The organism is Jannaschia sp. S6380, assembly GCF_023015695.1.
Taxonomy (GTDB): Bacteria; Pseudomonadota; Alphaproteobacteria; order Rhodobacterales; family Rhodobacteraceae; genus Jannaschia.
Map to the genome: position 1 here is coordinate 2,406,543 of NZ_JALKAS010000001.1, position 21,318 is coordinate 2,427,860.

Annotated in this window: 22 protein-coding genes; 10 read left to right on the plus strand and 12 right to left on the minus strand. The window is 67.3% G+C overall.

The window, feature by feature from the left end; all coding sequences use genetic code 11:
- Window positions 1–8 precede the first annotated feature (8 nt).
- Window positions 9–947, plus strand: coding sequence for an ABC transporter substrate-binding protein (locus MWU52_RS12440; RefSeq protein WP_246952493.1), 939 nt, complete (start codon window positions 9–11; stop codon window positions 945–947).
- Here the strand turns inward: MWU52_RS12440 and MWU52_RS12445 are convergent.
- On the minus strand, window positions 926–1,708 hold the full coding sequence (locus MWU52_RS12445; RefSeq protein WP_246952495.1) for a PaaX family transcriptional regulator C-terminal domain-containing protein: 783 nt from the start codon (window positions 1,706–1,708) through the stop codon (window positions 926–928). The genes MWU52_RS12440 and MWU52_RS12445 overlap by 22 nt on opposite strands.
- A 9-nt stretch (window positions 1,709–1,717) precedes the next feature.
- Entirely contained in the window at window positions 1,718–3,724 is a 2,007-nt protein-coding gene (paaZ, locus tag MWU52_RS12450) for a phenylacetic acid degradation bifunctional protein PaaZ (RefSeq protein WP_246952497.1), read from the minus strand.
- Window positions 3,725–3,808: 84 nt separating this feature from the next.
- On the opposite strand from paaZ, the gene paaI reads away from it, so the two are divergent.
- Genes paaI through MWU52_RS12465 form a run of 3 tightly spaced genes read left to right on the plus strand, consistent with a single transcriptional unit; the run spans window position 3,809 to window position 6,088 of the window.
- Window positions 3,809–4,240, plus strand: a complete 432-nt coding sequence (gene paaI / locus MWU52_RS12455; RefSeq protein WP_246952888.1) for a hydroxyphenylacetyl-CoA thioesterase PaaI — start codon at window positions 3,809–3,811, stop codon at window positions 4,238–4,240.
- Complete coding sequence (gene paaK / locus MWU52_RS12460; protein ID WP_246952499.1) at window positions 4,237–5,532, plus strand: phenylacetate--CoA ligase PaaK; 1,296 nt, start codon at window positions 4,237–4,239, stop codon at window positions 5,530–5,532. Before paaI ends, paaK begins: the two co-directional genes overlap by 4 nt.
- Window positions 5,533–5,560: 28 nt before the next feature.
- The gene (locus MWU52_RS12465; RefSeq protein ID WP_246952501.1) at window positions 5,561–6,088 is read left to right on the plus strand and encodes a TetR/AcrR family transcriptional regulator; all 528 of its coding nucleotides are present in this window, start codon (window positions 5,561–5,563) and stop codon (window positions 6,086–6,088) included.
- Between the two features lie 8 nt (window positions 6,089–6,096).
- On the opposite strand, the gene MWU52_RS12470 is transcribed toward MWU52_RS12465, so the two are convergent.
- The 8 genes from MWU52_RS12470 to MWU52_RS12505 all read right to left on the minus strand — a co-directional run bounded on the left by MWU52_RS12470 (window position 6,097) and on the right by MWU52_RS12505 (window position 12,316).
- Window positions 6,097–7,152 (minus strand): 2Fe-2S iron-sulfur cluster-binding protein, encoded by a 1,056-nt coding sequence (locus MWU52_RS12470; RefSeq protein ID WP_246952890.1) that lies wholly within the window; start codon window positions 7,150–7,152, stop codon window positions 6,097–6,099.
- Complete coding sequence (paaD, locus tag MWU52_RS12475) at window positions 7,149–7,583, minus strand: 1,2-phenylacetyl-CoA epoxidase subunit PaaD (RefSeq protein ID WP_246952892.1); 435 nt, start codon at window positions 7,581–7,583, stop codon at window positions 7,149–7,151. Before paaD ends, MWU52_RS12470 begins: the two co-directional genes overlap by 4 nt.
- 80 nt (window positions 7,584–7,663) lie before the next feature.
- Window positions 7,664–8,386, minus strand: a complete 723-nt coding sequence (gene paaC, locus MWU52_RS12480; protein WP_246952894.1) for a 1,2-phenylacetyl-CoA epoxidase subunit PaaC — start codon at window positions 8,384–8,386, stop codon at window positions 7,664–7,666.
- A 26-nt stretch (window positions 8,387–8,412) separates the two neighbouring features.
- Window positions 8,413–8,751 (minus strand): 1,2-phenylacetyl-CoA epoxidase subunit PaaB, encoded by a 339-nt coding sequence (paaB, locus tag MWU52_RS12485; protein WP_281493956.1) that lies wholly within the window; start codon window positions 8,749–8,751, stop codon window positions 8,413–8,415.
- Window positions 8,748–9,221, minus strand: a complete 474-nt coding sequence (locus tag MWU52_RS12490) for a DUF3291 domain-containing protein (protein WP_246952503.1) — start codon at window positions 9,219–9,221, stop codon at window positions 8,748–8,750. Before MWU52_RS12490 ends, paaB begins: the two co-directional genes overlap by 4 nt.
- Window positions 9,218–10,195 (minus strand): 1,2-phenylacetyl-CoA epoxidase subunit PaaA, encoded by a 978-nt coding sequence (paaA, locus tag MWU52_RS12495; RefSeq protein WP_246952504.1) that lies wholly within the window; start codon window positions 10,193–10,195, stop codon window positions 9,218–9,220. Before paaA ends, MWU52_RS12490 begins: the two co-directional genes overlap by 4 nt.
- A gap of 120 nt (window positions 10,196–10,315) precedes the next feature.
- Window positions 10,316–11,125 (minus strand): mechanosensitive ion channel domain-containing protein, encoded by an 810-nt coding sequence (locus tag MWU52_RS12500; RefSeq protein WP_246952507.1) that lies wholly within the window; start codon window positions 11,123–11,125, stop codon window positions 10,316–10,318.
- A 3-nt stretch (window positions 11,126–11,128) separates the two neighbouring features.
- Window positions 11,129–12,316, minus strand: coding sequence for a hypothetical protein (locus tag MWU52_RS12505; RefSeq protein WP_246952508.1), 1,188 nt, complete (start codon window positions 12,314–12,316; stop codon window positions 11,129–11,131).
- Window positions 12,317–12,467: 151 nt separating this feature from the next.
- Here MWU52_RS12505 and MWU52_RS12510 point away from each other — a divergent pair, with 151 nt between their 5' ends.
- From MWU52_RS12510 to MWU52_RS12530, 5 genes are all read left to right on the plus strand, one after another.
- The gene (locus tag MWU52_RS12510; RefSeq protein ID WP_246952509.1) at window positions 12,468–14,267 is read left to right on the plus strand and encodes a DEAD/DEAH box helicase; all 1,800 of its coding nucleotides are present in this window, start codon (window positions 12,468–12,470) and stop codon (window positions 14,265–14,267) included.
- A gap of 312 nt (window positions 14,268–14,579) precedes the next feature.
- Complete coding sequence (locus MWU52_RS12515; protein ID WP_246952511.1) at window positions 14,580–15,275, plus strand: hypothetical protein; 696 nt, start codon at window positions 14,580–14,582, stop codon at window positions 15,273–15,275.
- Between the two features lie 5 nt (window positions 15,276–15,280).
- Entirely contained in the window at window positions 15,281–15,673 is a 393-nt protein-coding gene (locus tag MWU52_RS12520) for a phage holin family protein (RefSeq protein WP_246952513.1), read from the plus strand.
- Entirely contained in the window at window positions 15,673–16,779 is a 1,107-nt protein-coding gene (locus tag MWU52_RS12525) for a DUF3618 domain-containing protein (protein ID WP_246952515.1), read from the plus strand. Before MWU52_RS12520 ends, MWU52_RS12525 begins: the two co-directional genes overlap by 1 nt.
- 763 nt (window positions 16,780–17,542) lie before the next feature.
- Complete coding sequence (locus MWU52_RS12530) at window positions 17,543–18,313, plus strand: isocitrate lyase/phosphoenolpyruvate mutase family protein (RefSeq protein ID WP_281494124.1); 771 nt, start codon at window positions 17,543–17,545, stop codon at window positions 18,311–18,313.
- Between the two features lie 296 nt (window positions 18,314–18,609).
- Here the strand turns inward: MWU52_RS12530 and MWU52_RS12535 are convergent, their stop codons facing one another.
- Window positions 18,610–19,281 (minus strand): glutathione S-transferase, encoded by a 672-nt coding sequence (locus tag MWU52_RS12535; protein WP_246952517.1) that lies wholly within the window; start codon window positions 19,279–19,281, stop codon window positions 18,610–18,612.
- Between the two features lie 327 nt (window positions 19,282–19,608).
- Window positions 19,609–20,103, minus strand: coding sequence for a DUF892 family protein (locus MWU52_RS12540; RefSeq protein WP_246952519.1), 495 nt, complete (start codon window positions 20,101–20,103; stop codon window positions 19,609–19,611).
- A gap of 141 nt (window positions 20,104–20,244) precedes the next feature.
- On the opposite strand from MWU52_RS12540, the gene MWU52_RS12545 reads away from it, so the two are divergent.
- Complete coding sequence (locus MWU52_RS12545) at window positions 20,245–21,318, plus strand: SDR family oxidoreductase (RefSeq protein WP_246952521.1); 1,074 nt, start codon at window positions 20,245–20,247, stop codon at window positions 21,316–21,318.

Consider the following 21,318-nt stretch of genomic DNA (forward strand, 5'->3'; position numbering starts at 1 on the left):
GAACGACAATGAAACATCTCGCGATCGCGGCCCTCGCCGCCAGCCTCGCCCTGCCCGCCTTGGCGCAGGAAACCAAGGTGATCGGCGTGTCGATCCCGGCGGCCACGCATGGCTGGGCCGGCGGCATGAACTTCCACGCGCAGGAAGCGGTGAACCGGCTGGAAGACGTCTATCCCGAACTGGATTTCGTGCTGGCCACCGCCTCGGACCCGTCCAAACAGGTCAACGATATCGAGGACATGCTGGCCACACGCAACATCGACGCGCTCGTCGTACTGCCCTTCGAATCCGAGCCGCTGACCGGCCCGGTCAAGGCCGTGGCCGACAGCGGAGCTTGGGTCACGGTCGTCGACCGGGGGCTGGCGCAGGAGGGGATCGAGGACCTGTACGTTGCCGGCGACAATCCGGGCTTCGGCCGCGTCTCGGGCGAATACATGGCCTCGGCGATGCCTGACGGCGGCAAGATCGTCGCGCTGCGCGGCATCCCGACCACCATCGACAACGAACGCGTCGCGGGCTTCGAGGCCGCCATCGAAGGGTCGGGCATCGAGGTCGTCGACATGGAGCACGGCAACTGGAACCGCGACGACAGCTTTACCGTGATGCAGGACTTCCTGTCGAAGCACCCGCAGCTGGACGCGGTCTGGGCATCGGATGACGACATGGCCATCGGCGTCCTCGCCGCGATCGAGGCGGCGGGCCGCGACGACATCAAGTTCGTCCTTGGCGGTGCCGGCATGAAGGAGATGATCGCCCGCACCCGCGACGGCGATCCGATGATCCCGGCCAACGTCACCTATCCGCCCGCGATGATCGCGACCGCCATCGAGATGACGGCGGTGGGCCTGACCTCGACCGCGCCGGTCTCGGGCACGTTCACCATAGGATCGGTCCTGATCACGCCGGATAACGCCGCCGACTACTACTATCCCGACTCGCCGTTCTGAGGCGGGAGCGCCGTTTCCGGGGGCCGCGGATCGTCGCGGCCCCCGCCCACCGGCGGAAGCGTCTCGACCGGCGGCTTCGGCAGGCCATCCAGCAGCACGCGCATCAGGCGGCGTCCCTCGGCCCCGCGCCAGCCGTCGGGGAAGGCCCGATCCGGCAGGTCAGGAACACGCAACACGATGCGGCGCCAGGCATGCACGATCAGCACCCGCAGGATCGCCATCTGCAACGGATCGGTCGGGCGAGGCAGCTCCGCCACCGCCGCGAACCGTCGCGCGACGTCCGTCGCGGCAGACAGCGGCACCTCCGGGCAGACCCGCCCGCGCATCCATGGCGGCGGCCGTGACAGCGCAAGCGCGTCGGGCGCCGGGTCCGCCGAAAGCGCGACGTTCGCGGTGATGGCGAAAGCCGCCCCCGGCAGCGGACTGCCCGGTTCGGTCACGATAAGAAACAACGTCTCGGGCGCGCGGTCGGAATAGATGCGGGGGGCGGCCGCGCGGCTCTGCTCGCGGCCCCAGGGCGTCAACCCGTGCGACGTCGTCCGCCCATCGCGGCGCGACGCGATCCAGCCCTCCTTGCGCAGGCGGTGCAGGGCGGTGCGCAGCGCCTCGGGCCGGATGCCCATCGGCTCGGTCAGCGCGGCGAGTTGCGGGCCGGACAGGCGCGCCCCCTCCGCAAGTGCCAGGTCGCCGAAAATCGTGACCAGCATCGACCAGACGCGCGGGGGCCGGCCGTCGGTGAGGATATCGATCGCCGCCTGCATGGCGCCTGTCTATCCGCGCGCCACCATGGTCAGCAAATCGTATTCGGCCACCGCCTCGTCGTGCTGGTTCGTCACGCGCACGTCCCACCGGATCTCGCCGTATTCGTCGGTGCGCGGCGTCTTGTGCTTGACCGTCAGCCGCACGCGGATCGCGTCGCCGGGCGAGACGGGGGCGAGGAACCGCAGCGCGTCGAGGCCGGTGTTCGCCAGCACCGGACCCTCCTCGGGCGAAACGAAGAGGCCGGCGGCGAAGCTGAGGATCAGGTAGCCATGCGCCACCCGGCCGGGGAAGAACGGATTCCGGGCGGCGGCGTCCTGATCCATGTGGGCGTAGAACGTGTCGCCGGTGAAGTCGGCGAAATGCTCGATATCGGCCAGCGTGATCTCGCGCGCCTCGGTGGTCAGCGACTGGCCGACCGTCAGATCGTCGAACGTGTCGCGAAACGGATGGGTCTTCGACGGCGCCACCGTCGCGCCCTTTGTATGGCGCCCGGTGATGGCGGCCAGGATGTCGGGGCTGCCCTGGATGGCGGTGCGCTGCATGTAATGCAGGACGCCGCGGATTCCGCCCAGCTCCTCCCCGCCGCCGGCGCGGCCCGGGCCGCCATGAACCATGTGCGGCATGGGTGCGCCATGGCCCGTCGCCTCGGCTGCCGAGTCGCGGTTGTTGAAGTAGAGCCGCCCATGGAACGCCGCGCTGGCCAGCGTGAGCCGTCGCGCCAAGGCGCCGTTGCGGGTGAAGACCGACGCGACGAGCGAGCCCTCGCCCCGGTTCGCGAGTTCGGCGGCATGTTCCATGTCGCGGCACGGCATGAGGGTGGAGACGGGGCCGAACGCCTCGGTGTCGTGCAGGCGGGCCGCCGCGTCCGGGTCGTCGCAGCGCATCAGGATCGGCTGCAGGAAGGCACCCTCGCCGAAGCGCACCTCCGGGTCGCCCCAGACGCGCGTGGCCTCGCGCGAGAGGGTCGCGACCTTGTCCAGAACGTCACGCTTCTGTGCGTTCGAGACCAATGCGCCCATCCCCGTGGCCTTGTCGCGCGGGTCGCCGATCGTGGTTGCCGCCAGCCTTTCGGACAATGCGCGGGCGACCGGATCCAGCATCGCCTCGGGCACGATCAGGCGACGGGTGGCGGTGCATTTCTGGCCGGCCTTGGCGGTCATCTCGCGATGCGCCTCGGCCACGAAGAGGTCGAATTCGGCGCTGCCCTCGGTCGCGTCGGTGCCGAGGATCGAGGCGTTCAGGCTGTCCTGTTCGGCGGTGAAGCGCACCGAATGGCGCATCAGATTGGGGTTGGCGCGCAGCTTCAGCGCGGTGGCGGCCGAACCGGTGAAGGCGACCGCGTCCTGCGCGCCCAGCCGGTCCAGCATGTCGCCAAGGCCGCCCGCCACCAGTTGCAGTGCCCCGTCCGGCAAAAGGCCGCTGTCCAGCATGATCCGGACGCAGGTCTCGGTCACGTAGCAGGTGGCGGTGGCGGGTTTTACGATGGCGGGCATGCCGGCCAGCAGCGTCGGGGCGAGCTTTTCCAGCATGCCCCAGACGGGGAAGTTGAAGGCGTTGATATGGACGGCCACGCCATGCAGCGGCGTGCAGACGTGGCGGCCGAGGAAGGTGCCATCGCGGGAGAGCTGCTCGACCGCGCCATCGACATAGACCTGCGCGTCGGGCATTTCCCGCCGCCCCTTGGAGGCGATGACCAGCATCGTTCCGATCCCGCCATCGACGTCGATCCGGTGATCGGCGAGCGTGGCGCCGGTGTGATAGCTGAGTTCGTAGAGTGCGGGGCGGTGGTCGCGCAGATGCAGCGCCAGCGCCTTGAGCATGCGCGCGCGGTCATGAAACGTCATGGCACGCAGGGCCGGGCCACCGACATCGCGGGCATGGTCCAGCATCTCGGCCGCATCGAGGGCGGCGCCGGCGCGGGCGAAGACCTGGCCGGTCACGGCATCTTCGATCGGGCGAGCGTCGGCATCGGGGTCGACCCAGCGGCCGGCGACGAAGCTTGGGACATGCAGCATGATCGTCCTCCCTGTTCTCCGTATTCTTGACCGTCCGGTCGGGTTTGTGCAAGCCTTCCGGGCGGGAGGATCCGCATGGCCGAGATGACCGGGAGGGAGCGCGCACGCCGCGCCGCCGACGCGATGTGGGCGGGCGATGCCGCGTCGCAATGGATGGGTCTGCGCCTGATCGAGGTCGGCGAAGGCCACGCCGTGATGGAGCTGGAGGTGGCGGCGCACCATTGCAACGGCCACGGCACTTGCCATGGCGGGGTGATCTTCAGCCTGGCCGACAGCGCCTTCGCCTTCGCCTGCAACTCCCGCAACCAAGCGACGGTGGCGCAGCACGCCAATGTCAGCTTCGTCGCCCCGGGGCAGGCGGGCGACATCCTGCGGGCCGAGGCGCGGGAGGTGACCCTGGCCGGGCGGAGCGGGATCTACGACGTGGCGGTGATACGGGCCGACGGCGCGGTGGTCGCGCAGTTCCGGGGCATGAGCCGCGCCATCGAGGGACATCTGTTCGAGGAGGGAGCATGAAGGACCTGACGCCGGGCCGCGACACGCTGGCCCCGATCGAGATCGCGCCGAGGGCCGAGATCGAGGCGCTGCAACTCGACCGCCTGCGCGCGACGCTGCGGGCGGCCTATGCGAACGTGCCGCTCTACCGCGCGAAGTTCGACGCGGCGAATGTTGGGCCCGACGACCTGGCGACGCTGGCCGACCTGGCGCGCTTTCCGTTCACGGTTAAGGACGACCTCCGCCGGTCCTACCCGTTCGACATGTTCGCCGTTCCGCGCGAGCAGATCGCGCGCATCCATGCCTCGTCGGGGACGACGGGCAAGCCGACGGTGGTGGGCTATACAGCGCACGACATCGAGACGTGGGGCGATCTGGTCGCGCGCTGCCTGCGTGCGGCGGGCGTGCGGCGCGGCGACATCGTCCACAACGCCTATGGCTACGGTCTGTTCACCGGGGGGCTGGGCGCACACTACGGGATCGAGAAGCTGGGCGCGACGGTGATCCCGATGTCGGGCGGGCAGACCGCGCGGCAGGTCCAGTTGATCGAGGATTTCCAGCCCAAGGCGATCATGGTGACGCCGAGCTACATGCTCAACATCCTGGAGGAATACGCGCGTCAGGGCCTCGACCCCCGCGCCTGTCCGCTGGAAGTGGGCATCTTCGGCGCCGAGCCCTGGACCCCTGCCATGCGCGCCCAGATCGAGGCGGCGTTCGACATGCATGCGGTCGACATCTACGGCCTGTCGGAGGTGATGGGGCCCGGCGTCGCGCAGGAATGCGTCGACACCAAGGACGGGCTGCATATCTGGGAGGATCACTTCCTGCCCGAGATCATCGACCCCGAAACCGGCGCGGTGCTGCCCGACGGACAGGAGGGGGAGCTTGTCTTCACCACCCTGACCAAGCAGGGAATGCCGGTCATCCGCTATCGCACGCGCGACCTGACGACGCTGATGCCCGGCACGGCGCGGACGATGCGGCGCATGGCCAAGGTCACCGGGCGCAGCGACGACATGATCATCCTGCGCGGCGTCAATGTCTTCCCCACCCAGGTCGAGGAACGGGTTCTGGCGGTGAAGGGGCTGGCCCCATATTTCCAGATCGAGCTGGTCCGCGCGGGGCAGATGGACGCGATGCGCGTGCATGTCGAATGCCTGCCCGGCGCGGATGGCGATGACTGCCGCCAGACATTGGCGCAGGCGATCAAGGAGATGATTGGCGTGTCCGCCGAAATCGTGATGGCCGAGGCCGGCGGAGTGGAGCGCAGCCAGGGCAAGGCCCGACGCGTCGTCGATAACCGTGGGCCGTAGCGTCGCGCGCGATCACGGCGCCAAACGCATGGCAATCCTGAAGGGCGCCGCGCGGGTCTTCGCGCGACAGGGCGTGGCCGGCGCCAGCATGGCGCAGGTCGCGGCCGAGGCGGGCGTATCGAAGGGGACGCTCTACCACTACTGGGATGGCAAGGACGCGCTGCTGTTCGAGGTGCTGGACGGGTACCTGTCCGCGCTGCGCGACGTGATCGTGGCCGAGGACGCGCTGCTCCCGATGCTGACGGCGACGCTGCTGGCCTATGACGGGATGGACGACGAACACCGCATCCAGTCCGAGGGGTTGATCCTGCTCGACCCCGCGCGCGCCGAGACCTTGAAAAGGCATCAGCGCGAGATGGTCACCGCCCTGTCCCGCGTGCTGGCCGCCGAGGCGCCGGGCCTGACGGGCCGTGCCCTGCGCGAGGCGACGATGTCCGTCTTCGGCATGCTCAACTGGTTCTACATGTGGAACCCGGGCGCGGATCGCGCGGCGCGGGTGGCCTATGCCGGGACGGTCGCGACCATCGCCACGGGGGGGATCGGCGCGCTTCGATGAACGGCGCGTCAGTGACCGACGTCGTATTCGATAACGACGCGGTCGGTCACCGGGTAGGACTGACAGGCCAGGACATAGCCGCGCTCGACCTCGTAATCCTCCAGCGCGTGGTTCTGCACCATCTCCACCTCCCCCTCGACCACGCGGCACATGCAGGTGCTGCAGACCCCCGCCTTGCAGGCATAGGGCGCGTCGATGGCGTTCTCGCGCGCGGCCTCCAGCAGGGACTGGTCGCGGTTCATGGTGAAGCTGTGCGACCCGCCGTCGATCCGCACCAGCGCCTCGGTCGGCTTGTCGTCCGCCCTGGGCCGCGCCGATTGCGGCAGGCGCCCGGCCTGGGCGGCCGCGAAGAGCTCCACATGGATCGCGTCCTTCGGCAGGCCGTGCCGGCCCAAGCTGTCGGACACGGTGCGCATCAGCCCCTCGGGGCCGCAGATGAAGGCCAGGTCGACCGTGTCGACCGGCACCCATTGCCGGAACAGGTCGTCCAGCTTGGCCGCGTCGATCCGCCCGGTGAAGAGCGGGATGTCCTGCGCGTCCTGCTTGAGGATGTGAACGATGGCCAACCGGGTCAGGTGGCGCGATTTCAGGTCGTCCAGCTCGGTCTGGAACATGATCGAGCTGACGGCGCGGTTGGCGTAGATCAGCGTGACCTTCGATAGCGGCTCCCGATCCAGCACCGTCTTGGCGATGGACAGGATCGGCGTGATGCCCGACCCGGCGGCCACCAGCAGGTAATGCCGTGCGGCATCCGGCAGGATGTCGGCATGGAACCGGCCCATCGGTGGCATCGCGTCGAGCGTGTCGCCCGGTGCCAATTCGGTATTGGCCCAGGTGGAAAACGCGCCCCCCTCGACCCGCTTGATGCCGACCTGCAAAGGCTCGCCCGGGGCGGAGCAAATCGAATAGGAGCGCCGGATCTCCGTCCCCTCGAAGTCGCGGCGGAAGGTCAAGTGCTGCCCCTGCACATGGTCGAAACCGGGCGCGTCGGCAAAGGTGACGACCACGGCGTCGCGGGTCGTCCTGGCGATGTCGGCGACGGTCAGGGGGGCGAACTTCATCAGTGGCACTTAAAGTAGTCGAAGGGTTCCAGGCAGTCGTCGCAGCGCCAATGCGCCTTGCACGGGGTCGATCCGAACTGGCTGACGCGGGTGACGCGGGCGCTGCCGCATTGCGGGCAGGCGTCCGGCCCACCGCCTGGCGAGGGCGGCGCGATGCCGTAGCGGCGCAGCTTGTCGCGCGCCGCGTCGGTCAGCCAGTCGGTGGTCCAGGGCGGGTCGATCCGCGTCTCGATCATCGGGGTCAGGCCCGCATCCGACAGCGCCATCTCGACCGAAAGCGCGATGACCGACGTGGCGGGACAGCCGGAATAGGTCGGCGTGATCGCCACGCGACAAGTCGCCCCCCGCAGGTCGACCGACCGCACGATGCCCAGATCGGTGATCGAGATCACGGGGATCTCCGGGTCGGGAATGGTGGCCAGCAACGTCCAGATGTCCGCTTCCGTGGTGGGGGTGGGGCGGGGCGTGCGCGGCCGGTCGGCGGCGCTGCCGGGCACGGGGGCGGGCGCGGGCCTTACCACGTGGCCCCCGGATAGGCGCGTTGCAGCCACTGCATCTGCGTCAGCATGTGACCCAGATGTTCGGAATGCCGCGCGCCGCTGCGCCCGCCGGCATGGGCGAAACCCTCCTCCGGCACGGTCAGCGTCGCGCGGGCGAGGATATCGCGGACCGTCTCCTCCCAACCGCCGCGCAGATCGGTGGGCAAGGGCGCGATGCCGGCCCGGGCCAGCCGTTCATCGACATCGTCATTGACGAACATCTCGCCGGTATAGGGCCAGAGCGTGTCGAGCGCGGCCCGCATCCGGCGGTGGCTCTCCTCCGTGCCGTCGCCCAGCCCGATGACCATCTCGGCGGAGCGTTCGGCATGATAGCTGACCTCCTTCACCGCCTTGGCGGCGATCGCCGCGACGCGTTCGTCGGACGAGGCGGTCAGGCGCGACAGCATGGCGTGATGCCAGTGGTCGAACAGGAAGGACCGCATCATCGTCAGCCCGAAATCGCCGTTCGGTCGCTCCACCAGCAGCAGGTTTCGGAAATCCCACACGTCGCGCAGCATCGCCAGATCGTCGGCATCGCGCCCCTGCTCCTCGACCTCCGCCGCCAGGCCGAGCCACATCTGCGTCTGGCCGATCAGGTCGAGCGCGGTGTTGGCCAGCGCGATGTCCTCCTCCAGCGCGGGGCCGAGACCGCACCATTCCGACAGGCGGTGACCCAGCACCAAGGTGTTGTCGCCCATCCGCAGAAGGAACGTGAACAGGTCGCTCACATCGCCCCCACGTCCTTGGGGATGTCGAAGAAGGTCGGGTGGCGATAGGGCTTGCTGTCCGCCGCCTCGAACAGAGGGCCCTTGTTGGACGGGTTCGACGCGGTGATCTGGGCCGAGGGCACGACCCAGATGCTGACGCCCTCGTGCCGGCGGGTGTAAACGTCGCGCGCATTCAGCATCGCCTTTTCCGCGTCCGGCGCGTGGAGGGAGCCGACATGCCGGTGGCTCATCCCGTGCTGGCCGCGGATGAACACCTCCCACAGCGGCCATTCGCGGCGGGGGGTGCCGTCGGGCGTCTCGGTGCCTGGATAGGGCTGGGCGGCGTGATTGCTCATGCCGGGGCCTCCTCGGGGGTGAGGCAGGGGCGGAACTTCGTCATGTCCACCGCGTCCCAGCCGAAGGCATGGTCGGTGGAGCCATGCGCGCGCAGATGGGCGAGCCGGTCCATCGCCTCTTCCAGGGTGGGGATATGCCCGTCGGCGACATGCCACATGACGAAATGCGGCTTCGTCATCGCACCGAACCAGGCAGGGCGCTTTTCATAGAACCTCGCGTGGACGGTATTGAAGACATAGCCCCCCAGGCTTGGCACATCGGTCCACACCGAGAGGTTCGAGATCATGTCGGCATCGCCCGGCACCGCGATGTCGGTGGCGTTGCCGCCGTCGGACTGCATCCGCCAGACGAAGCCCGGGGATCGTTCGGCCAGCGCGTTGATCCGGTCGAGGTTGTCCATGAACCCGGCCATCCGCGGATCGTCCAGCGGATAGCGGGCATAGCCGACGTTCAGCTCCGCGATGTTCATTCCGCCGCCACCGGTGCCGCCTGCCGCCTCCGGGCGTGGGCCATCAGCCCCTCGCGGACCCAGGCGCCGTCGTCCCACGCCGCGTTGCGTTGGGCCAGCCGGTCGGCGTTGCACGGGCCGTTGCCGGCGATCACGTCCATGAACTCCGCCCAGTCCGGCTCGGTGAAGTCATAGCGGCCCTTCGCCTCGTTCCAGGCGAGGCCCGGGTCGGGCACGGTCAGGCCCAGATACTCGGCCTGCGGCACGGTCTGGTCGACGAACTTCTGACGCAGTTCGTCATTGGTGTTCATCTTGATCTTCCAGGCCATCGACTGCTCGGAATGCTTGCTGTCGCGGTCGGAGGGGCCGAACATCATCAGGCTGGGATACCAGAACCGGTTCAGCGCATCCTGCGCCATGCGGCGCTGCGCCTCCGTCCCGTTCGCCATCTTCATCATGATGTCGAAGCCCTGCCGCTGGTGGAACGACTCCTCCTTGCAGATGCGGACCATCGCGCGAGCATAGGGGCCGAAACTGGTTCGCTGCAGCGGCACCTGGTTCATGATCGCGGCCCCGTCGACCAGCCAGCCGACCGCGCCCATGTCGGCCCAGGTCAGGGTCGGATAGTTGAAGATCGACGAGTACTTCATCCGCCCGTCCAGCAACATTTCCGTCATCTCGTCGCGGGTGACGCCCAGCGTCTCGGCCGCGCAATAGAGGTAGAGACCATGGCCCGCCTCATCCTGCACCTTGGCCAGCAGGATCGCCTTACGCTCCAGCGTCGGCGCGCGGGTGATCCAATTGCCCTCGGGCAGCTGGCCCACGATCTCGGAATGGGCGTGCTGGCCGATCTGGCGGATCAGGGTCTTGCGATAGCCCTCGGGCATCCAATCCTTCGGCTCGATCTTCTCGCCCGCGTCGATGCGGGCCTGAAAGGCGGAGAGCTTCTCGGGGTCGTCCTTCGTGGCCTCGGATTTGATCATCTGGGCATACATCTGCGCACTCCGATCTGGCGGCGATACCTCGATATATAGCGCGGATTCGACACTCCGGCAACGAGATGTTACAGAATGGTCCATACTGGGAGATATCGTAACACAAGAATCGCCGCCGGCTCAGGTGTCCGCCATCGCCGCAGGCGCCGTGACCTGCCGTCCGCCCGCCCCGCGGATCGCGCCCTTACCGCGCACGGTCAGATCGCTGACGAAGGCGAACTGGTCGCGCATGTCGAACGGATACGCCTTGAGCTTGTAGTGCGTCCCCCAGGGGGTCTCGGACAGCATGACGAGCACCGGACGGTCGTAGTCGAGATAGGCGCTGGTCAGGGCGATGTTCCGCAAGGCCGCGCGCACCGCCTCGGCATCATGGTCCGGTGCCAGAAAGAAATCGGTCACGCACATCAGTGTCCGGGTGCCGTCATTGCCGTTCGAGACGTTCTGATCCCAGAGCCTGATATGCGGCACGGTAACGATATCGTCCGACGGCGTCCGCAGGCGGATGGCGCGCATGCCGACGGATTGCACCTCGCCGTAGTCGCCGCCGATCTCGATCCAGTCACCGGGACGATAAGGCTTCTCGAAGATGGCGACGGTTCCGGCGATCAGGCTGCTGACATAGTCCTTGAACGCGAAACCGATCGCCACGCTTGCCGCGCCGGCGATGACCAGAAAATTCTGGAAGGTGATGTTGAAGACGATCGGGATGATCCACAGGACCGCCCCGACCAGCAGCACCAACCGGATCAGCGGAACCGCCCCCAGGACATACAGGCGCGCCCGGCTGGGCCCGCGTTCGGCAATATACGGGAACGATTTTCGCACCACGAAGATGATCAGCCAGGTCCCAAGGACGATCAGCGCCAGTTTCAGGAAGCTGATGTCCTGGATGTCGTTGATCAGTCGGGCGGCGGGGGTGTCCTGGTCCATGTTTCAGAGCCTGTCCCTGGGAAAACCGGCATTGCCGAGCGCCGAACGGATGGCCGGATAGGCGACCGGGTTGACGCGCAGCATGGTGACGTCGGGGCGGACATGGCTGTCGCGCAGCACATGCCCCGTCTCGATCAGCGCGGGGATCACGGCGTCGGTATCCGGAAGGGGCAGAACCCGGTGCAGCAGCGGCGCGGGCAACGCGCCGTGGATCAGCAGCGCGTGCAGCGACAGAAGCGCGCTTTGCCGGTTCGACGGCGGCAGGGCGAAGTCGTCAGCATGGGCGATCCAGTAGGTATCGTCGTCGCCCAGACCGGCAGGCACCTCGGATCCGTCCTCGTCGGGGCGCAGATCGCTCAGCGCGGCGCGCCACATGGCCCAGGCGATCCAGGGGATGCCCAGCGACCGTGCGGCCAGGCGGTTGAACCAATCGCGCGTCCGCCGCTCCTCGGGGTCCTCGAATACGTCGGCGCCGGTATCGGCCAGGCGGAAGCGACGGCTGCCCGATCGGGCGTCCCGCGACAGAAGGCAAAGCCAGGCCTGCAGCCGTGCCCCGTCGAAGGCCTGGAACGTATAGGCCGACGGCAGCAGCAGGGCCGCATCCACCGCCTTCGTCAGATACGCCCAGGCCCAGGAGCCGCAGCCGATCAGGATCCGCCGGTCGGAGGCCACGATGGCGTCGACAAGCGCGCGGACCGTATCCAGCCCCGCCGCGTCGCGCAGGAACCACGCCTCCAGCCGTGGAAGGACCAGCACGCCGGATCCCGAAAGATCGGGCGCATCCGGGCCCGGCCGCTCGATCAGCAGGTGTCGCGCCGGCGGGTGGCGCAGTTCCAGCCCATGTGCCGCGGCCCAGCTTTCCACGACATCCGGGTCGCCACCGGGCGGCATGATCGCGACCTGCACGCGCGCCGCCTGCGACGGCCGGGCCAGCCATTCGGCGTAGCTGTGCGTCATGTCGTCGAGGATCGGCTGGCAGGCGGGCGGGCGCGCCACCTCGTCCAGCCGGTCGGGGCCCAGGTGACCCAGGCGTTCGGGCTCGATCAGGGGGGCGTCGGGCTCGGCGCGGTCGAACACCGCGCGCAGGTCCGCCCAGACGCGCTGGACGGCCTCGTCCCGCGGCATCGTCGGCCAGTCGTAGTTGCCCAGGGACCGAAGGCGGCGCGGGGCGAGCGGATCTTGATCGGGCATCGACGGTCCTGGTTGCGCCTGCGCGACCCTAGCGCCTCGGGCGCCCCGCGCAAAGCCGCCCCGAACGCGGCCCATGCAAACGCCGCCCTATACAAACGCACACGAAGGCTGTAGCGGGCGGCCCTTGCCCTATCGACAGGATGATGACGCGGTGAAGAAGGCTCTGGCAGAGGCGCTCGACGCGCGCGGATACGACACGTTGACCCCGGTGCAGCAGGCCGTGCTCGCCCCCGAACTGGCTGGGCGCGACCTCCTGGTCTCGGCGCAGACCGGGTCGGGCAAGACGCTGGGCTTCGGCCTGGCCATCGCGCCGACCCTGCTGGGCGAGGCGGAGACGTTCGGCCCGGCCGGCGCCCCGCTGGCCCTGGTCATCGCGCCGACGCGGGAATTGGCGATGCAGGTCCGCCGGGAGCTGACATGGCTCTATGACGGGGCCGGGGCGACGGTCGCCTCCTGCGTGGGCGGGATGGACATGCGCGACGAACGCCGCGCGCTGGATCGCGGTGCGCATGTCGTCGTGGCGACGCCCGGACGGCTGCGCGATCACATCACCCGCGGATCCGTCGACCTGACGGCGATCCGCGCCATCGTCCTGGACGAGGCCGACGAGATGCTGGACCTCGGCTTCCGCGAGGATCTGGAGTTCATTCTGGGCGAGGCCCCGACCGCGCGGCAGACCCTGCTCTTCTCGGCCACGGTCCCGGCGGCGATCGCCCGGCTAGCCGAAAGCTATCAGACGAATGCCGAACGAGTGGCCACCACGACGGGCGCCAGCCAGCATGCCGACATCGCCTATCATGCGCTGACGGTCTCGGCGCGGGACGCCGAGAATGCCATCATCAACGTCCTGCGCTTTCACGAGGCGCCGAACGCCATCGTCTTCTGCAATACCCGTGCGATGGTGAACCGCCTGACGACGCGGCTGTCGAACCGGGGATTTTCGGTCGTGGCCCTGTCGGGCGAACTGTCGCAGGCGGAGCGTACGCACGCGCTGCAGGCGATGCGCGACGGGCGCGCGCGGGTCTGCGTGGCGACCGACGTGGCCGCGCGCGGGATCGACCTGCCGAACCTGGACCTGGTGGTTCATGCCGAACTGCCCGGCAGCCATGAGACGCTGCTGCACCGGTCGGGACGGACGGGCCGGGCCGGGCGCAAGGGGATCAGCGCATTGATCGTGCCGCCCTCGGCGATGAAGAAGGCCCACCGCCTGCTGGGCTGGGCCAAGCTGCGCGCCGAATGGAACCCGGCGCCCGGCGCCGACGCGGTGATCGAACGCGACCGGCAGCGCATGCTGGACGACCCCGCCTGGGCCGAGCCCGTGCCGGACACGCGGCGCGAGACGGTGGATGCCCTGCTGGCGCGCTTTACCCCCGAGCAGATCGCCGATGCCTATCTGCGCCTCCATGGCGACCGCCATTCCGCCCCCGAGGACCTGTCCGAGCCGGATGCGAAACCCGCCCCACGGGCCGCCTTCGGACCCAGCGTCTGGTTCGCGCTGCAAGGTGGTCGTGACCGCGATGTCGAACCGCGCCGCGTGCTGCCGATGCTGTGCAAGGCCGCGGGCCTGACGCGTGAGGAGATCGGCGCGATCCGCATCCAGGCCGACGAAACCCTGGTGGAGATCCGTGCCACGGCCGAGCCCCGTTTCATCAAGGCGCTGGGACCGGACATGTCGCTGGGCGGGAATACGGCCGTGCGACGCGCCGATGGCCCGCCCGCCTCGGGGCCGGGACTTGCCAAACACAAACCCGGCGCCAAGCCCCGGCCGAAGACGGACAAGGCCGAGGCGCGGGACGGGGCCACGAAGCCCTGGCGCAAGCCCGCCGCCCCCAAGCCCCGCGGGCCGAAGCCGCCGGCCGGAAAGCCGTCGAGCAAGAAGAACCGCCAGCGCGCCGCGGACAAGCCGTCGAAGCCCGCGAAACCGGCACGTCGGAACCCCGACCGCGACTGACCGGCGGCCCCGCCGCCCCGCCCACGGAGCCGGAAGCGTCCGGAACCCCCGCACCCCGGAGGGGTTGCCCCCGGGGCATGTGCATGCGCGCGCCTTTTCTCCCGTGGATACGGCCGAACCCGCCGCGTCAGGCGGCGGAACAGAACGCCCGGGGCCGCGTTGGGCACCTGTAACACCGGACGGCACCGCATGCGCCGCCAGAACCCGGAGAGGTCGGAATGAACAGCATTTTTTACATCATCGGCGTCGTCGTCGTCGCCTTGGCCGTCATCAGTCTGATCGCCTGAACCGAACAACCCGAAGGAGCCTATCATGGCCGACAAGAAGACAACCCCCGAACCCAATTCCTTCAAGACCGTGACCGAAGCCTCGACCACGTCGCCCGCCGCGCGCGCCTCGACCGGCGCCGGCAGCACGCCGTCGTCGGCGACGACCGCCACGACGCCGTCGCAGGGCGCCGGGTCCGACGACAAATCGGCCGGCGAGATGGCCAAGGAAACCAAGGTCGCGGCCGAGGGTCGTGCCAGCGAACTGAAGGACAAGGCCAAAACCGAAGCCTCCAAGCTGGCGGGTCAGGCCAAGTCGGTGGCGGATTCCAAGGTCGAGGAGGCCAAGGACTACGCCACGTCGAACATCGAACGGACGGCGGACCAGATCCGCAATGCCGGCAACGAGTTCGGCGAGGACAGCTATCAGGCCCAGGCGGCGGATTACCTCGCCTCGAACCTGACCTATGCCGCCGACGTCATCCGCGACAAGGATTTCGGCTCGCTCAGCGACGACATCACGGCATTCGCGCGCCGCAACCCCGCGATGTTCCTCGGCGGTGCGGCACTTCTGGGCTTCGCCGCGGCGCGGCTGATGAAGGCATCCGAGCGCGACCACGGTCCTGCCGCCTCGACCTATGCCGACCGGGGCTACGACAGCCGCACCTATGACGATCGGCGTTTCGATGCGCCGACGCCCGGCGTCGCGCACACCCCCCATGACCGCCCGATCGGAAGGTAACCGCCATGAACGAAGAAACCCATAACAAGGGCACGACCGGTCTGATCGGCGAGGTTCTGTCCCACGTCTCGAACCTGGTCCGCAAGGAAGTCGACCTGGCCCGTGCCGAGGTGTCCGAAAACGTCAGCCGTGCCGGCGTCGCCATCGGTCTGCTTGCCGGCGCGCTGATCGTCGCCCTGGTGGCGCTGAACGTGCTGGCCGCGGCCTTGGTGGCCGCCATCGCCGAGCTCGGCCTCGATGCCGGGTGGGCGGCGCTGATCGTCGGTGGCGCGCTTGCCATCATCGCGTTCGCGATGGTCTCCAAGGGCACGAAGGACCTCAAGCTTTCCAGCCTGGCCCCCAGCCGCACGGCCAAGAATGTGCAGCGGGATGCGACCGTCGTGAAGGAGTCGATCTGATGACCGACAAGACACCCGATCAGATCGAACGCGAGATCGAGGCCGAACGCGGCGAGCTTGCCCGCTCGCTGGAGGAGTTGCAGGCCAAGTTCTCGCCCGAGGCGCTGGTGAATACGGCGACCGGCCTCTTTCGCGACCATGGCGGTGCCATCGCCGACAACGCGACCCGGCAGGTCAAGCAGAACCCGCTGGCGCTGGTGGTAACCGGGGTCGGTCTCGCCTGGCTCATCGCCGGGCCGGGCCGCAAGACAGGGCAGACCTATGACCGGTGGTCGGCCACGCATGGCATAGATGCGTTCCGCGACCATTACGGCCGGCCCGAAGACCGCGACCCTCCGCGCGTCGCCTATGACGACCGGGTCTATGCGAGCGCGCCCGGCTTCAACCCGGACAGGGATCCGATGACCGGCTTCGATGACCGCCTGGCACGGGCCGAAGGCGACTGGGAGGAGCCCGGTCTTCGCGACCGCGTGCAGGACCGCGTCCGTGGCGCCGCGCAATCGGCCCGCGATGGACTGGCCTCAGCCCGCGCCCGCGTGGCCGGCACGGCCGCATCGCTGGGTTCGGACAGCGACGGGTCGTCCGGTTCGGACAAGTCCATGCTCGATCGATTGAAGGAAGGAACAGAAAATATGACCGACGCCGCACGTGACCGTGTGATTGCCGCCCGCCAACGTGCCTATGAGGCGCAGCGCCGGGTCGAGGATCACGCCCGTCAATACGCGAGCTATGGCCGCGAGGCCTATGGCAGCCAGCCGCTGGTAGGCGGCCTGATCGCCTTTGGCGTGGGTGCGCTGATCGGCGCCGCCCTGCCGCGCACACGCCGGGAGGACGAGTACCTGGGTGTCTATCGCGACCGTGCCATGTCCGAGGCCGAGCGGATCTATCGCGAGGAATCGTCCAAGCTTCAGTCCGTGGCCCGCGCCGCCGCCGATGAGGCCAAGGCCGTGGCCTCCGACGCCATCGAGCAGGTCAAGTCTGGCGCGCCGTCGGGTAAGGAGGCCGTCGATCAGGCCGAGGGGGCCGCGAAATCCGCCGCCACCCGCGTTGCCGACGCCGCCAAATCCGAGGCGGAGAAGAAGGATCTGGGCGGCAGCGTCCGCTGAACGCGGCCTGATCCAGGACAAACGGGGCGTGGATCAACGGGTCCGCGCCCCTTTTTTGTGGTCTAAGAAGAGACGCGCGCGTGTCCGTGGCCCAGAAATATTCTAGGCGACATGCGACATAATGAAACGCGATACGGCCTGAAATGTCGAAAGACGCTTCGTAATTCGCACCATCCCGCGAGGACGATGGCATCCGAGTGGTAGGCCATGGCGATGGGTAGGATCGTGCGTTCGCCCTGCGTCTTGTCCGCTCTTTCATAGGTTATTCTTAATTTCTGCTCGTCGTGAATGGCCTTACGAACATCGAACAGGTCGATGGCATTAGGTTCTTCTGCCCCCCAACCTGCAGCAGACAGGTTACGACTCAAGGGTGGGGCGTCGGCCAGTCCCTGGGCGTCGCCGCGGACTGCGCGTTCGCGTTTAGGTCCCTTGCGATGTCCTGCGCCGTGCATGGTTTTTCAGGAATACGAAGCAACTGGATTATCTCGAACATCCGAACCGAACGACCCATGGCCTTTTGCCTCTAACAGATACCCAACGTGACAGTCTTTCGAAGATTGCTGACACATACATGCCAGCATGGGCGTGTTATCGATCGTTGGCGACACGCCAATCAAGTCAAGGACATGCCTCCTGCCGACATCCTTCCGAGACCTTCATGCGCGCGGAAACCCCTTCATTCTGGCAAATGCATGAGACATCGGAACGGTTCGTTTGTTCGCCGGTATGGGTGCAAGGGCCCTCGCCACGTCTTCTGGCGCGCATGCGTTCACACTGGGGCGGTCCGACCTTCATACGATCACACGGGACGAAGCACTTGCCCACGCCGAGGCGATTGTGTCGGCAACATCGCTTCCAGTATCGGGTGACTTTGAAAAACGGGTTCGGCGGTGCCCCGGATATCGTGGAGGAAACCGTCAAACTGTCAGCGGACGTCGGGCTCGCGGGGATCTCGATCGAAGACGTCGTGCCTGTCGATGCACAGCCCTACCCGTTCGACCTCTCGGTCGAGCGCGTCCGTGCGGCCAATGCGACTGCAAGTGCGCTGTCCAAGGACTTCGTCCTCGTCGCGCGTGCAGATGGCTTCATGTACGGCTCCTATGATCTGGACGAGGCGGTCAGGCGCATTCAGGCGTTCGAAGCGGCTGGCGCGGATTGCGTCGATGTCCCCTATCTGAAGGATATCGCGACCGTCACGACGGTCTGTCGCAGCGTATCCATCCCGGTGAATGTCGGGATCAGCACAGTCGAAAACGTCAAGCTGGCGGAGTTCGCAAATGCGGGCGCTGCACGGCTTTCATTGGGAATGGCGATGGCAACCGCGAGCGGGCGCGTCAATCTCTCTCCGACGACCGGTCGAATTCAAGTCTCGGAGTCGCAACCGCTGGAAGCCCACAACCGTTCGTCGGACAGTTCTTCGAAACGCGGCCGGTCGGCCCGACCTACTCGTCTCCGTCGCAGCAGACGCAGACCTCGTTGTCATCCATATCGCGAAAATAGGCGCCGAAGTATGTCGCATGATACTCTGGCCTAAGCCCTGGCGGCCCATCGCACCTGCCTCCGGCCCCGACCGCCGCTCCATGGCAAAGATCGACAGCCTTGCGTGTTGACGCGAGAAGCGCAGTCATCTGACCGTTGCCAGCGTTGTGGGGCTGTTCGTTATGGGGTGTCCCGACAAGGAAGAGTGGACGATCATGCTGGCCGATCCAGCCCGCCCAACCACGCCCGTCATCCGCAAATTTGCGTCTCAGCCCCAGAGGGGCGAGGACCGCGTCATAAACGCGATGGCCCTCGAAAGATTGCGGGTTCCAATATGAACGTGAGACAGCATCAAACGTTGTCCGCCATCATCTTCGCCTCGATCGCCAGAGCCTGCGCCACGGACGTCCGTTCGCCCATAAGCCTCCGATGGGCGGCCACCTTCGGGAAATCGTCCGGGCCGCACCCGTCGGACTCCATCCACCGAGAAATCGTGAAGAGATAGGGGTCGGCAATCGTATAGCTCTCGCCGAATACAAATGGGCCCTGCATCAGGTGGTGCTCAATATGGGCGTAGCAGACGTCAACGGCCTCGGGCACTTTCTGTCGCATCGCTTCTTCATGTTCCTCGCCATCCAGCCAGCGATACCCCCGCATTCGATGCGCGTGGGCGACGTGAAGCGTAGAGCAGAGGTAGCTGTTGAACGCTTGAACTTTCGCCTGCGCCACAGGTGCGACGGGAACGAGTTCAGCGGTCGGCGCAAGCTGCGCAATCAGCATCAGGATCGCAGGCGTTTCTACCACGATATCCTTGCCGAACACGATTGCAGGCACCTTGGCGGAAGGGTTGATTGCGCGGTAGGCCTTCCCCAGTTGCTCGTCGCGCGCAAAGGAAACCTCTTTCACCGTCGGCTCCATCCCGGCATCGTAGCACGCGATGAGGGATGCCAGCGAACAGGTGTCAGGCGCGAAGTAAAGTATCGGTCGCTCAATGTCCGCGGTCAAATCGGAAGCTGCTTTCATATCGGATATTCCGGAAATCGTTCTTAGTGTAACTGCATTTATCGGACAAAGAACGCTGGACTTTACGAAACATCGGACTCGATGGTCGTCGCGTCATAGCTCGATCAGTCCAGGGATCATGGCCTGCAGGAATTAAGCGTATCTTCGACGGGTATCGGTGCGCGACGGCTTCGCCTCCACATCCGACACCCTCGGCCCCGACACCCCCGCAAATGACCGCGAAGGCGCGTCCCCTGACCGACCGCCGCCCGCACCGGCAATGAAACCCATACCAAAAAGGGGCACGTCCGCGACGCGCCCCCCGTTCGAAGCGGATATCGCGCGCCGTCAGGCCGCCCGGGCGTCGCCGTTGATGCCCGAGGTCGCGATCTCGGTCATCCGTTCGTCGCCGTCATAGGTGTGGCTCAGATGCGTGTCGATCTTCTGGGCCTCGTCGGGCAGTTCGAGACGTTTCGCGAAGGCCTTCACGCAACCGTAGCCCGCGATCGCGTAGTGGGCCATCCGCTGGTACTGGGTGACGATCATCGCGTCGCGCGTCGCGTCGTCGCCGAAATCCTCCTCCAGCGCATGGGCGCGGGCCTCGGCGACGAGGCCTTCCATTCCCTTGCAATGCTCGCCGCCCGGGTCCTTGCCATGGCCCTCGATCAGGCCGCGCAGCATGTCCATGCCGTCCGAGATGCCCTTGTGCCCCGCATGAAGGGCCTCCTTCAATTCGGCGTCGGTCGCCGCCTTCTCCAGTTCGATGGTGATGTCGCGGGACTGCTTGCAGGCCGAGTAGATGTCCTGCAGCTGATCGAGATAGAGATCCTTCAAGCCATTCATGGCGTCACTCCTGTCATGGGTTGGGTCATGCCCTTCAACGTGTGCGAAGGCATGCGCGTTCCGGCCCGGGTGCGTGTTGTCGCAGGGCGGAACTGGCACCCGGTCGGGGCGTTCTTGGACGACCTGCCAGAGGAGATATCCATGCCCCGTACCCATCAGCCCGTCGCCGTCGTCGCCGGCGGCACCGCCGGCGTCGGACGTGCCACCGTCGACGCGCTCCTGGACCGTGGATACCGCGTCGCGGTCGTGGCCCGCGGGCAATCTCGGCTGGACGCGCTGCAGGGCGAGTTCGGCGACCGGGTCTGGACGCGATCGGTGGATGTGGGCGACGGCACCGCGTTCGACCGCGCGGCGGATGCCATCGTCGCCGATTTTGGCGTGCCCGAGATCTGGGTGAACTCGGCGATGCTGACGAGCTTCTCTCCGTTCGAGAAGGTCGACGAGGCCGAGTTCCGCCGAATCACGGATACCACCTATCATGGGACGGTGAACGGCTGCCGGACCGCCCTGCGGGTGATGGTTCGGGGCAATATCGTCAATGTCGGCTCGGGCCTGGCCTATACTTCGGTGCCAAACCAAGCGGCCTATTGCGGTGCCAAGCACGCCGTGGAGGGCTTTACCCAGGCTCTGCGGATCGAAATCGCGCGCGACGGGCGCCCGATCACCCTGTCGATGGTGCAGCTGCCGGCGGTCAACACGCCGCAATTCGACTGGGCGCGCAACCGGATGGATGCCAAGCCGCAGCCCGCCCCGCCGATCTTCCAGCCCGAGGTCGCGGCCAAAGGCGTGATGCAGGCCATCGACACCGACGCGCGCGAAGTGCTGGTCGGACGGTCCGTCCTGCAGCTGGTCTTCGGCAACATGCTCCTCCCCGATCTGGTCGAGCACCAGTTGGAGAAATCGGGCGTCGAGGCACAGAAATCCGATCGTCCCGCCGGGGATGGCCCCGACAACCTGGACGGCCCGGTCGAGGACTATCCGACCAGGGCGCACGGATCCTATGACGACAGGGCGAATGCGCACGGAATCATCGTCGACGGCGACACCGCCCGAAAGTCGCTCGTCTTTGGGGGTGCGGCGGCACTGCTGGCGGTGGGCATCCTGCTGGGCCGTTCGACGCGAACCTCCGGCGGTGACGATGAGCGCAACCGTCTGGCGCGACGCGGCCGTCCTCCGTTGCCGGCCTATGAGCGTCCGGCCGAATACCGGCGCTGA